The sequence below is a fragment of the Alteribacter keqinensis genome, from assembly GCF_003710255.1.
GTDB classification, from domain to species: Bacteria; Bacillota; Bacilli; order Bacillales; family Salisediminibacteriaceae; genus Alteribacter; species Alteribacter keqinensis.
Window position 1 is genome coordinate 1,558,711 of the sequence record NZ_RHIB01000001.1, and the last position, 12,199, is coordinate 1,570,909.

Sequence of the window (12,199 nt, forward strand, 5' to 3'; positions counted from 1 at the left end):
AGCAACAGACGAAGACCCCCGTAACGAAGTGAGGAGGCTGAGGCGTTCCGTCTGTAGCGAATGCAGATCTATGCTTACTTATAAATGAGATTAGTTAGATTTAACACAAAATAAAAGCCTGTAGAGAAGAGACTTTCCCGTAGTCTGAAAAAAGCTGCCCACTAGGGGCAGCTTTTACATTATTCCTCGTTATTCATAAGTGATGCTTCATCAGCACACTGCTCACAGCAGTTTCCGTACAGTGTTGAAACCTTCTCATTTTCGTAATGCTCAATAACCTTCTCACAGCTCTGGCAAACAATGACACCCATTCAGCTCCACTCCTTCATTTTAATTGTAAGCGCTTTCGTTAGTTTTAATTATAGTATGACACATTAAAACTGTCAACTACTTTTCATATATTATTGTATGTCTTTTAAACCAAATGTGACATACTAATAAACAAAAAAGAACACGCATCTCCAAAAAGAGACGCGTGCCCACTTTAATATTGCTCAACGATGGTTACGGGTGGCAGTTCACCTTGCAAAAAAGCACCAATCTGTTCTGCTTCATCCAGCTGCTTAATATGAAAGGCCTTCTGAATTGCTTCTGCTTCCTGGGTATCATCCAGACACAGTAGAGTCGACCGTCCTGTCTGCATACAGGTGACGAGGGCTTTGCCAAAGAACATGTTTGTGTACATGATTGCAAAGTCATAGCGATGGTATTCAGTAGCAACGCCGACAAAACGTACGTTCACCTGTTCGACCTCATCATAAAGCCGATCCCATTTCACCGTAACCGCCTCCTTATTGAATTATTCATAATTATATGAAAATTAAAGAATCTTAGCAACTAATTTGCTTATAGCAACTTACCTTTGGCTTCAATAAAGTTCGCCAGTTCCTCTGTAAAAAGAAGATCCTGATCGGTAATGGCATACAGATCGGTTGAAATGCGCAATGAAAAAATATAGGACAGTCTGTTCTTATTTGTTACCGGCATGAGAATCGTCTGCTTTTTCCCTTCTTTTAAAAATACAGAGCTTTTCATTCCGCACATACCTGAAAATCCCAAGCCAAACATACATTCCTTTCCGAGACTCTCTTTTGTTCCATATAAATGTACAGGACTGACCTGGCCTTCTGCATCTGCTTTGTATACAATGACAACGATGTTTTTCATAGCACCGTCAAAAATTGCTCTGCTTACTCTGCCGATAAAATCTTCATGATTGAGTGCGTAATCATACGCACGCCCCACTTCCAACCGCAATCCGTCTAAAAGATCTGACTTATTCATTCTGTTATCACCTGCCATTTTAATCCTTTATCCGATTTTCTATATTTTTTTGAGCATATCACATGTGTTCAAAAATTAATGTCGTCTTTTGTCAGATGAGTTGAATTAATTATAGATTTTTTTAGACTTTTCCACATTGTGTAATATACTGTAATACTCTTGGATATCTTAGAAAACATTAGAAATTACCGGGTATTTATACCTTTACTTATTTTATGTAAAGTCTTATGTGAAAAGCACTAAAAAAGAAAGCCACTAATGTGACTTTCCTAATACGCTCTGTTAAACTCAGGTGTTTATTTGCACTCATTGGAGGGCATGCCCGTGGCGGTCCCTTTCTCGCATTGCAGGATCTAACCTGGGTTCCCCTTCCCCGTCCATTCCCAGTGCTTCATCGATTTTAAATGCATAATAGAAAAACACTGCTTTGTTGCTGTTGCTTTCATGCAGACGGTTACGCGGAGATGCTACCGGGATGAGCTATTCAAAGCCTGCTCGCAGGAAACCACGATATCACGCCCACACAAAACCAGCGGTTCAGTTGCCCCAGATGCCTGTTAAAATCTCCTTCGTTTCATCTGGTGTGAATGGCTTCCAGAACAATTCCCCGTAGATGAGTAAATCATGGTGCAGGTGGAGTCCTCCTCCATCGCCGTTAACAGCAAAACTGGTTCCTGAATTGCCCACATAACCGATGAGGATATCCTTATCTACACGATCACCCGGCTTCAGGTCCGGATTAGTCCGGTCCAGATGGGCAAACCTGTTCATCACGCCGTTCTCGTATTGTACCCACACCTGTTTTCCCCGTAATTTATCCAGAAGATACTCCGGTGTCAAACCAAGCTCTGCTGTGGCAGATAGGGTATCATTTCTTATTAGTTCGGATTCAAATTCAGTATAATCATGGTCGACGCGTACAACAATCCCTTCAGCCATTCCATAAACAGGCGTATCCGTCGTAATATCAACACCTGTGGAGTAACCGTACCAGTCTATCCCTTCATGGTATCCGTTACGGTACGGACGAGGAGCACCGGGCAGGTGACTGTCAATCGTACTTACTGCTGCATCTCTGATCGGAAAATCGAGAAAGGACAAGTATTCAATCATCTCATCCACCGTCAAATCCTCAAGGATAAATCGATCCGTTTGTTCGGACAATACTTCAACGCTGGGCGTCTCCATTTTCAGCACAACTTGGTTTTCTTCCTCCACGACTATTTCCATTCCAGGAAGTTCAAGCAGAAACCCGACTGGCAGGCAAGGGTCTCCTTCTTTATTTAGCAGCAGAGGCGTTTTTGCTGAAGGAAAAAACAACCCGTCCCGTTCCATAACCGGCACGTCATAAATAAAGCCGAATGAACGGTTGCCAATAGTCATTTCAAGCTTCCGATGAATCTCATCATAAGAAAAATTCCCGCCTTGCTTTTCTATTAATTCTTCTACCTTAAATATCTGAGTCCCATCCACCTGATCTGTTGAGAGGTAGATTTCATTTTCAGCAGAATGTCTCTCATCCGGGCCTTCTGCGGGTTTTTGCTTTTCAGTGCCTTCTTCCACGTATGTGGCAAGGTTCACTGCAGCTGCTATTACAGTTACGATAAATAGGGAGAGGAATAAAACCAGCCTTTTGTTTGGTTTCATTTTTACATTTTCCTTTCTTGTTTCCCTATTCAATTGTAGACAGCAGCAGCTTGATTTATTCTATTTTTTCAGGATCAATTGGTTCATATCCCTTTTCTCTTAACCCATTCACAATGTCTTCAAGAGCTTCACTTGTAAAAGAGCGGTCATGCATTAACAGGTTCGCACCGTTTCGTAAAAGTTCTGTCTCTACCATTATTTCAGCCAGCGGGTCTGCTTCCATATAATCAGCTTCATAATCATATCCATAGGTCCAGTTCATCCACTGCATTCCTTCTTCTTCTATCAACTGCTTTGAATAATCGGTATTAACCCCGAACGGCGCTCTGTAAAATCTCGGACGCTCACCGATAATTTCTTCTACCAGATCGTTCAGTTCAATAATTTCCGCATACTGTTCTTCCTCAGTAAGGTGGCTCATATTCGGATGATTCATTGTATGGTTACCTATCTCAAACCCAAGCTCATGAATGCCTCTAAGCTGATCCTTAGCATCTTCAGACTGTAGAAAATGACCGTTCACAAAAAAAATAGCCCCGGCGTCAAGCTCTGCGAGAGTTTGAGCCATCTCCAGCCCGTGATCGGCTGGAGCATCGTCAATCGTAAGGAGCACCACCTGTTCACTGTTGTTCCCATCAAGGGGCTGTACAGTATGATCCGAAGCCATCTGGTGAGTAACCTCGGTCTCAGATTCTTCCTCCAGTTCTTCCTCCTCGTCTGTTTCATCATGGAGGTCTTGATCATCATCAGCGAGGTCTTCGTCTTCATCGCCTCCCTGTCCTTCTGCTCCTTCGCTCTCTTCGTTATCTGTTGTTTCTTCGTATGTATCATCTTCCGTTACTGTTTCTTCTTCGTTTCCGTTCTCATCTCCGCATGCTGTAACCAGCAATGCAGCCACAGTCAGCCCGCCAACAACTTTTTTCACACGTATCTACTCCTTGTTTTTAATCTCGCTTTATATTTTATCAGAGTAGCCTTGGAGAAGATATGAAACCCCTGTCATTAAACAGGATATCATTCGACAATTATTGAAATACTACATAGAGTCACTGTCGAAACCCAGCCCCTTCCAGTAGGTCAAAATTACTAATTATACGTTTCTCTTTTCATAGGTGAGGGTAAGGATTAACGATAAAACCAAGTCTGACAAGGTAAAATAGTTGTCAATTAAAACGCCTTATGGTATTTTGGTTCATGTTGCTTTTTATCCGCATTAATATTCGACAAAATTTATGAAAGGTGGAATTGATTGTGAAAAGACTCACACCAGTATTCGTTATCTCCCTTGTCATTACCGTTGCTTTCATCATCTGGGGCGTAGCAGCCACCGAAAACATGGAACATATTACGACTGAAATACAGGGGTTCATTACCGGGCAGTTTGGCTGGTTTTATTTACTTACCGCAACCGCCTTTGTTGCTTTTGCCATCTACTTAATCTTCTCTCCTTTAGGCCGTATTAAGCTTGGGGACGAAAATGAGGAACCGGAATACAATTATCTCACATGGTTTTCATTCCTATTTACAGCGGGAATGGGGATAGGGCTCGTTTTCTGGGGCGCCGCAGAACCGATGTATCATTTGTTTACCCCGCCTCCGTCTGAGGTGATCAATGATGATGCACAGGCAGCAGGAGTTGCCCTGCGTTACTCGTTCTTCCATTGGGGCGTTCACCCATGGGCTATTTACTCAGTAGTCGCTTTAACACTTGCTTACTTTAAATTCCGAAAGAAGTCTCCTGCCGTAATGAGCGCCGCATTTGAGCCGCTTTTGGGAGACCGTGTCAACGGACCGATCGGAACAACTATTAACGTCATTGTTGTATTTGCAACTGTCTTCGGTGTTGCTACTTCACTTGGATTTGGTACAGCACAGATTGGCGGAGGTCTGTCACAGGTATTCGGAATCAGCAACACGGTCACACTGCAGCTGATTATTATTCTAGTCGTAACCATTCTGTATATGTTTTCATCTCAGACTGGACTCAATGTAGGTATTAAATACTTAAGTAAAACGAATATTATTCTGGCTGCTTTTCTCATGCTGTTTATGTTATTTGCAGGACCGACCAACTACATTATGAACGCCTTTACCCAGACGTTCGGAAGTTACCTGCAGAACTTCGTTGGCATGAGCTTCAGAATCGATACATTCAACCCTGACAGTACGTGGGTTGAGGACTGGACTATTTTCTACTGGGCATGGTGGATTGCCTGGGCACCATTTGTAGGTACGTTTATTGCACGGGTTTCCCGCGGGCGTACGATCCGTGAGTTTATCCTCGGTGTTATAGCCGTACCCACCATCTTCGGGGCATTATGGTTCTCTGTTTTCGGTGGAACAGCTATGAACCTTCAGCTTGAGCAAGGTATAGACATTTACTCAACGATCAGTGATTCCGGTGAGGAGTCAGCACTGTTCGCTGTCCTTGCCCAATTTAACTTCGGTACAATCATGACGATCATTGCCGTGCTGCTAATCGCATCATTCTTTATTACATCTGCTGACTCAGCAACCTTTGTTCTTGGTATGCAGACGACAAACGGAAGTTTGAACCCGCCAAACCCTGTTAAATTTGTCTGGGGTGTTATTCAATCGACAACTGCAGCCGTTCTTCTCCTTGCAGGAGGACTGGCAGCCCTTCAGACAGCATCCATTATCGCAGCCTTCCCGTTTGCGATTATCATGATCTTTATGGTCATAAGTTTAATGAAAGCATTACGGCAAGAGAAAATTCCGCCTAAAAAGTTAAAAGAACAAAAACAGTAAAACTGTAAAAGTAACAGCCAGGAATGGAGGATCACTCTTCATTCCGGGCTGTTTTTATTTTTGTTGAACCTGGATGTTGAATTTCGCTTATTACGCATTATACGGTCCGTTCGTGCGCCTTTTCAGCATGCAGCTTGTTCCTCTTTTAGTGTATTGAAGTTATCTGCGTCTTTATTATGCCACTTTATGAATCTGTGCCGGTGCAGATGATTGACCTGGACTTCCCTTTTAGCTGTTTTTTTAAAATTACGGTAAAAGAGAGGTTTCCAGCATATTTTTCTGTCTTCCTCAAAAACGAGCTGTTTTATCAATCGAACCTTCTTTTTACCGCTTTCTTTTTACACTCCTTAACATAAGGTTTTGATAAGCTTTCATTTACATAACAGTTATGTTACTTCGGTTTTTATTTTGTGCCGCCGTGTTACTATTTGACTAACCTTACTTAGCTCAGATCCTTTTTCGAGAGGAATGATCACATAATGACAGAGAAAATGTTCATCTTAACTTTTTCCATATCAGTCATGTTCCTGTCTTCCAGCTGTCAGTCCGAAAAAACAAACGCCGACGACTCCAACCTTGGAATGGACAATCAAGTTATTGCCGTGCTCTTCTCTGATGAGAGCCAGATTGAACAGGAAGTGAACTATTATGACGCCGTACTTGATTTACAACAAGACCACACTGACAAAATTGATTCTGTTAAAGTTGTCGATTCAGACGAAGAAGAATATATACAGTCATATGATATTGAATCGTTTCCCACATTGATTATAATTTCCGATCACGAGGTGAAAGTAAAAATTGAGGGAAATCTCGACAGCCGGCAAATATTAAATGAGTTCAAAACCGGTCTCGAGAGGATTGAAGTGCAGGATGTTTCTTATTTAAACAGAGGATGATCGAGTGCCAGGCTGTTTCCGCAGCCTGGTTATGTTATTTTACAGTCAGCCTGCTCTTTTCTACGGTTTGCAACTCTATTCTTACACTTTGCCCCCCCTCTTTTTACGGTTAAGCCCCTCCATTCAACGGTTAACAGCCTTTTTCACAGCAATTACACAAAAACACCCCGCTCAAATGAGCGGGGTATTTAAAATGCGATTATTTTACAATGTGGATCGGCATGCCAAGGGCAACTTCCGCAGTTTCCATTGTAATTTCACCAAGAGATGGGTGGGCGTGAATAGTAAGCGCCAAGTCTTCAGCTGTCATACCTGCTTCAATCGCAACACATGCTTCAGAAATCATGTCGGAAGCGTGTTCACCGGCAATTTGAACGCCAAGTACAAGGCCGTCTTCTTTGCGCGTAATCATCTTCACGAAACCTTCTGTTGCGTTAAGAGAAAGAGCTCGTCCGTTTGCAGCAAACGGGAACTTGGCAACTTCAATGTCGTAGCCTTGTTCTTTCGCTTCTTTTTCTTTAAGACCAACAGAAGCAAGCTCTGGGCCTGAGAATACGACTTCAGGAATCGCTGTGTAGTCAATTTCAGCTGGCTCGCCGGAAATAGCCTCAGCAGCTACCTTTGCTTCGTAGGACGCTTTGTGAGCAAGCTGAGGGCCTGCTACGATGTCACCGATTGCGTAGATATTGCTTGATGTTGTACGGCACTGCTTGTCGATCTTGATCAGACCTTTATCGTCAAGTTCAACACCAGCCTGTTCAAGACCAAGTTCATCTGTGTTCGGCTTACGTCCGACTGTTACAAGAAGGTAATCTCCTTCAAATGTTTCTTCTTTGCCTTTGATCTCAGCTTTTACTTTCACACCGCTGTCAGACTCTTCAACGCTTTGTGCGAAAGCTTCTGTTTTGATCGTTACGCCGTTTTTCTTAAGGCGCTTCGCCACAAGCTGGCTCATTTGCTTTTCGAATCCAGGAAGGATGGCTTTTGTACCTTCAAGGATTGTTACTTCAGCGCCAAGGTTTGCATAGGCAGAACCAAGCTCAACGCCGATGTAGCCGCCACCGATAACAACGAGCTTCTCTGGTACTTCTTTAAGACCTAAAGCACCAGTAGAAGAAACAACGCGCTCAGTGTATTTGAATGCAGGAAGCTCAACAGGACGGGATCCTGTAGCGACGATGCAGTTTTTAAATTTGTAAGTCTGGGAGCTCTTGTCGTCCATAATACGAACTGTCTCTTCGTCGACGAAGTAAGCTTCGCCTTTAACGATATCAACGCTGTTGCCTTTAAGAAGACCTTCAACGCCGCCAGTAAGTTTTTCTACGACACCCTGCTTCCATTCCTGAACTTTTGAGAAGTCGAGGCTGACTTTGTCAACGCTGATCCCCATATCTTCAGAGTTGCCTGCATCGTGGAAACGATGGCCTGCTTCAATAAGTGCTTTTGAAGGAATACAGCCGACGTTTAAGCAAACGCCACCGAGGTTTCCTTTTTCTACAACCGTTACTTTTTGCCCGAGTTGAGCTGCACGGATTGCAGCTACGTAGCCGCCGGGACCGGAGCCAATGACGAGCGTATCTACTTCAACCGGAAAATCTCCTACTACCATAAGTTTAGCCCTCCATTACAAGTAATTGTGGATCGTTCAACAGACGCTTGATGTGATTCAATGCGTGCTGAGCAGTCGCACCATCAATGATACGATGATCGAAGCTTAATGACAAGGCAAGAACTGGAGCTACGACAACTTCACCGTCGCGAACGACTGCTTTTTCGGCAATACGTCCAAGACCGAGGATCGCAACTTCAGGGTGATTGATAACCGGAGTAAACCATTGTCCACCTGCAGATCCGATGTTTGTGATTGTGCAGGAAGCACCCTTCATTTCATCAGAACCAAGGGAACCGTCACGTGCTTTGCCGGCAAGTTCGTTAATCTGATCAGAAATCTTGAAGATGGACTTGCGGTCCGTATCTTTAACAACCGGTACGAGAAGGCCTTTTTCAGTGTCTGCGGCGATACCGATGTTGAAGTAGTGCTTGTGTACGATCTCGTCAGTTGAATCATCAACAGATGTGTTAAGTGCCGGGTACTCGCGAAGTGCTGAAGTCAGGGCCTTAACCACATATGGAAGGTAAGTCAGTTTGATGCCTTTATCAGCAGCAACCGGCTTGAACTTTTTACGGTGGGCAACAAGCTCAGTGACATCGATTTCGTCCATCAATGTTACGTGAGGAGCTGTGTGCTTGGAGTTAACCATCGCTTTAGAGATTGCTTTACGGATACCGGACATCTTCTCACGGGTTTCAAGCTCTTCGTTAGCCGGCTGGTATGAAGCAACAGATTTTTTCTCCTGCTTGCTTTCCTGAGCAGATTCTTCTTTAGCTGGCTCTTCATCTTTGCCCTGGTCTCCTGAAATGAAGCTTTCAATATCTTCTTTAACAACGCGGCCGTTCTTACCGGATCCGCTTACTTTACGGATGTCTACCCCTTTTTCACGGGCAAATTTACGTACTGAAGGCATTGCGATTACGCGGCGGTTCTCATCCACTTCTTCGTCCTGGGCTGCCGGCTCAGATGCTTCTTCTGTGTCCGCTTCTGCTTTAGCTTCAGATTTTTCTTCCGCTTTTGGTTCTTCCTTCGCTTCTTCCTCTTCACCTTCATCTTCCTCAGGTGGTTCAGCGTCGGTTTCAAATGTAATAATTGTTGTTCCTACTGTCGTTACAGTTCCTTCATCAATATGAAGTTCTTTAACTGTACCGTCAACCGGGGAAGGGATCTCAACAACGGCTTTGTCGTTCTGCACTTCACACAGCACGTCGTCTTCTTTTACTTCGTCGCCTTCTTTTACTTCCCATTTTACGATTTCGCCTTCGTGAATTCCTTCACCTATATCCGGCATTTTAAATTTATAAGCCAATCGTAACGCCTCCGTTTCTTATCACTTGTTGCAGGAATGCTGAAGAGGGTATGAACACCCTCGTTCAGCTTAGCCTTATATGCAGGTTCTAAGGATTAAAATTCGATGACTTGTTTTGATTTCTCAACAATGTCTTTGTAGCTTGGAAGCCAGGTGTCTTCTGCTGCACCGAATGGGAATACTGTGTCAGGAGCAGTTACACGAAGTACCGGTGCTTCAAGACTAAGGATCGCACGGTCACTGATTTCAGCTACAACGTTCGCTGCAATACCAGCTTGCTTTTGTGCTTCCTGTACTACGATGGCACGGTTCGTCTTTTCAACAGACTCAATGATCGTATCAACATCAATCGGGCTTACAGTACGTAAGTCGATTACTTCTGCATCAATACCGTCTTTCTCAAGCTCTTCAGCAGCTTTTAGTGAAGAGTGAACCATTGCACCGTACGTGATGATTGTGATGTCTTTACCTTCACGCTTAACGTCTGCTTTTCCAAGCTCGATTGTGTACTCTTCTTCAGGTACTTCTTCACGGAAAGAACGGTAAAGTTTCATGTGCTCAAGGAATACAACCGGATCGTTGTCACGGATTGCAGAGATTAAAAGTCCTTTTGCATCGTAAGGAGTAGCTGGAATAACCACTTTTATCCCTGGAGTCTGAGCCATAAGACCTTCAAGGCTGTCCGCATGAAGCTCAGGCGTTTTAACTCCTCCGCCGAAAGGTCCGCGGATTGTTACAGGAGAGTTGTACACGCCGCCGGAACGGTAACGCATACGTGCCATTTGCGCTGCAACAGCGTCAAATGTCTCGAAAATGAAACCGAAGAATTGAACTTCCATTACCGGACGGAAGCCAGTCACACTAAGACCGCAAGCCAATCCGCCGATACCGGACTCCGCAAGTGGCGTATCAAATACGCGATCTTCCCCAAATTCCTTTTGAAGACCTTCTGTGGCACGGAATACTCCGCCGTTTTGACCCACGTCTTCACCGAATACGAGGACGCTTTCGTCGTTCTTAAGTTCGTTGCGCATCGCATCCGTAATCGCTTGAATCATTGTCATTTGCGCCATAGCTTACTTCGACTCCTTTTCTTTATATTGTTCCATTTGCTCCTTCAGGTTCTGAGGAAGTTCCTCGTTCATGAAACCGATAAGGTCAGTAACCTTCTGCTTAGGAGCGCTGTCTGCTTTTTTAATTGCTTCTTTAATATCTTCTTTCGCCTGATCAACGATCTTATTTTCTTCGTCTTCACTCCAAAGGTCTTTCGACTCTAGGAATTTACGGAAGCGCACAAGTGGATCTTTCTTTTCCCACTCGTCGTCCTCATCAGACGTACGGTAACGTGTTGGATCGTCACCGGCCATTGTGTGCGGACCATAGCGGTATGTGAGTGTTTCGATTAGAGTAGGGCCGTTGCCGTCAAGTCCGCGCTGACGAGCTTCTTTCGTCATTGCGTAAACAGCAAGAATGTCCATTCCGTCTACCTGTACGCCGTGAATTCCGGCTGCAACTGCTTTTTGTGCAATTGTCTTGGCAGCAGACTGCTTTTCAACCGGTACAGAGATAGCAAAACGGTTGTTCTGAACAACGAATACGGCTGGTACGTTGAATGCACCTGCAAAGTTCATACCTTCATAGAAGTCACCTTGAGACGCACCACCGTCACCTGTATAAGTAATGGCAATTGTGCCTGTGTCATTGCGCTTAAGCCCCATTGCTACACCGGCAGTCTGAGTAATCTGCGCACCGATGATGATTTGTGGCATCATTACGTTTACGCCCTCAGGCATCTGTCCGCCGCCATAGTGTCCGCGGGACCATAGGAATGCCTGGTCCATTGGTACTCCGTGATAAACAATTTGAGGAATGTCACGGTAACCCGGGAGAATCCAGTCTTTCTTATCAAGAGCGAATTGAGAACCGATCATTGAAGCTTCCTGACCTGCTACAGGAGCGTAGAAGCCAAGGCGGCCCTGACGGTTAAGGGAGATCGCACGCTGGTCCCAGATACGCGTGTAGACCATACGCGTCATTAACTCCTTAAGCTCTTCATCTGAAAGGTCCGGCATCGCATCTTCGTTAACGACTTCACCGTTTTCATTTAATATTTGGAAGGTTTCAAACTGGCTTTCAATCTGTTGTAGTTCTTTCGTCTTTTCCATGAATCCTTTCACCTCTTCCTTTCTTTTCACATTAAGGCTGTCTTCACTTGACTATTCTGCAAAGCCGTCAGCATCAAGGCGCTGTCTGACTCGCCTGCTTTCCGGTGTTCACCATCTTATAGATTACCCATCTTCCTAAAAACAATGAGAAATCCAGCTGTTCCGACAAAAACCTCTAATGGTTGTATACCCAATACAAAATTCCCTTAACCAAAAGTCAGCTGACTTTTACACGTCAAAGCAACACTGTATTACTGTTTTTATAAAATGAGTGATACAACTTTCTTATTCGACAATAAGTTTACATTAAGTTTTTGCAGTTCGTCAATGGTTTTGCTCGTGTTTTTGTTCTTAAATAAAAATCAGGATCAGCGAACTGTTATATTGAAAAAAACTTACTGTTATACAGACAGGGGTGATTCCGGTATTTAGTTGAAGCTGCCTTTCTGTCCTTCGCTTTTCCGGACGGTTCAAGTTTATGAAAACAGTGCCGCTCTCAAATAAGATAGTAACA

At 44.1% G+C, this 12,199-nt stretch carries 11 protein-coding genes; 2 read left to right on the forward strand and 9 right to left on the reverse strand.

Going from position 1 to position 12,199, the window contains the following annotated elements; all coding sequences use genetic code 11:
• Positions 1–179: 179 nt before the first annotated feature.
• From EBO34_RS07625 to EBO34_RS07645, 5 genes are all read right to left on the reverse strand, one after another.
• Positions 180–311 carry a GapA-binding peptide SR1P gene (locus EBO34_RS07625; protein WP_122897304.1) on the reverse strand — a complete coding sequence of 44 codons (132 nt, stop codon included), beginning with the start codon at positions 309–311 and terminating at the stop codon, positions 180–182.
• 173 nt (positions 312–484) lie between these two features.
• Positions 485–778, reverse strand: a complete 294-nt coding sequence (locus EBO34_RS07630) for a DUF3055 domain-containing protein (RefSeq protein ID WP_122897305.1) — start codon at positions 776–778, stop codon at positions 485–487.
• A gap of 68 nt (positions 779–846) precedes the next feature.
• A complete protein-coding gene (locus EBO34_RS07635; RefSeq protein WP_122897306.1) occupies positions 847–1,284 on the reverse strand; it encodes a hypothetical protein in 438 nt (145 codons plus the stop codon).
• 537 nt (positions 1,285–1,821) lie between these two features.
• The gene (locus tag EBO34_RS07640; RefSeq protein WP_122897307.1) at positions 1,822–2,931 is read right to left on the reverse strand and encodes a M23 family metallopeptidase; all 1,110 of its coding nucleotides are present in this window, start codon (positions 2,929–2,931) and stop codon (positions 1,822–1,824) included.
• A gap of 55 nt (positions 2,932–2,986) precedes the next feature.
• Positions 2,987–3,856, reverse strand: a complete 870-nt coding sequence (locus EBO34_RS07645) for a polysaccharide deacetylase family protein (RefSeq protein ID WP_122897308.1) — start codon at positions 3,854–3,856, stop codon at positions 2,987–2,989.
• Positions 3,857–4,182: 326 nt separating this feature from the next.
• Between EBO34_RS07645 and EBO34_RS07650 the strand changes: the two genes are divergently transcribed.
• Together EBO34_RS07650 and EBO34_RS07660 are read left to right on the forward strand one after the other, a co-directional pair.
• Positions 4,183–5,700, forward strand: coding sequence for a glycine betaine uptake BCCT transporter (locus EBO34_RS07650; RefSeq protein WP_122897309.1), 1,518 nt, complete (start codon positions 4,183–4,185; stop codon positions 5,698–5,700).
• A 479-nt stretch (positions 5,701–6,179) separates the two neighbouring features.
• The gene (locus EBO34_RS07660) at positions 6,180–6,599 is read left to right on the forward strand and encodes a thioredoxin domain-containing protein (protein WP_122897311.1); all 420 of its coding nucleotides are present in this window, start codon (positions 6,180–6,182) and stop codon (positions 6,597–6,599) included.
• 199 nt (positions 6,600–6,798) lie between these two features.
• On the opposite strand, the gene lpdA is transcribed toward EBO34_RS07660, so the two are convergent.
• From lpdA to pdhA, 4 genes are all read right to left on the reverse strand, one after another.
• Positions 6,799–8,208, reverse strand: coding sequence for a dihydrolipoyl dehydrogenase (gene lpdA / locus EBO34_RS07665; RefSeq protein ID WP_122897312.1), 1,410 nt, complete (start codon positions 8,206–8,208; stop codon positions 6,799–6,801).
• A gap of 4 nt (positions 8,209–8,212) precedes the next feature.
• On the reverse strand, positions 8,213–9,520 hold the full coding sequence (locus EBO34_RS07670; protein ID WP_122897313.1) for a dihydrolipoamide acetyltransferase family protein: 1,308 nt from the start codon (positions 9,518–9,520) through the stop codon (positions 8,213–8,215).
• A gap of 95 nt (positions 9,521–9,615) precedes the next feature.
• Positions 9,616–10,593, reverse strand: a complete 978-nt coding sequence (locus tag EBO34_RS07675; RefSeq protein WP_122897314.1) for an alpha-ketoacid dehydrogenase subunit beta — start codon at positions 10,591–10,593, stop codon at positions 9,616–9,618.
• A 3-nt stretch (positions 10,594–10,596) separates the two neighbouring features.
• Positions 10,597–11,685 (reverse strand): pyruvate dehydrogenase (acetyl-transferring) E1 component subunit alpha, encoded by a 1,089-nt coding sequence (gene pdhA, locus EBO34_RS07680; protein ID WP_122897315.1) that lies wholly within the window; start codon positions 11,683–11,685, stop codon positions 10,597–10,599.
• Between the last annotated feature and the right edge of the window lie 514 nt (positions 11,686–12,199).

Coding starts and splice junctions, on each gene's coding strand:
- EBO34_RS07625 (WP_122897304.1), bottom strand. CDS start 311: ATGGGTGTCATTGTTTGCCAGAGCTGTGAGAAGGTTATTGAGCATTAC.
- EBO34_RS07635 (WP_122897306.1), bottom strand. CDS start 1,284: ATGAATAAGTCAGATCTTTTAGACGGATTGCGGTTGGAAGTGGGGCGT.
- EBO34_RS07640 (WP_122897307.1), bottom strand. CDS start 2,931: ATGAAACCAAACAAAAGGCTGGTTTTATTCCTCTCCCTATTTATCGTA.
- EBO34_RS07660 (WP_122897311.1), top strand. CDS start 6,180: ATGACAGAGAAAATGTTCATCTTAACTTTTTCCATATCAGTCATGTTC.
- lpdA (WP_122897312.1), bottom strand. CDS start 8,208: ATGGTAGTAGGAGATTTTCCGGTTGAAGTAGATACGCTCGTCATTGGC.
- EBO34_RS07675 (WP_122897314.1), bottom strand. CDS start 10,593: ATGGCGCAAATGACAATGATTCAAGCGATTACGGATGCGATGCGCAAC.
- pdhA (WP_122897315.1), bottom strand. CDS start 11,685: ATGGAAAAGACGAAAGAACTACAACAGATTGAAAGCCAGTTTGAAACC.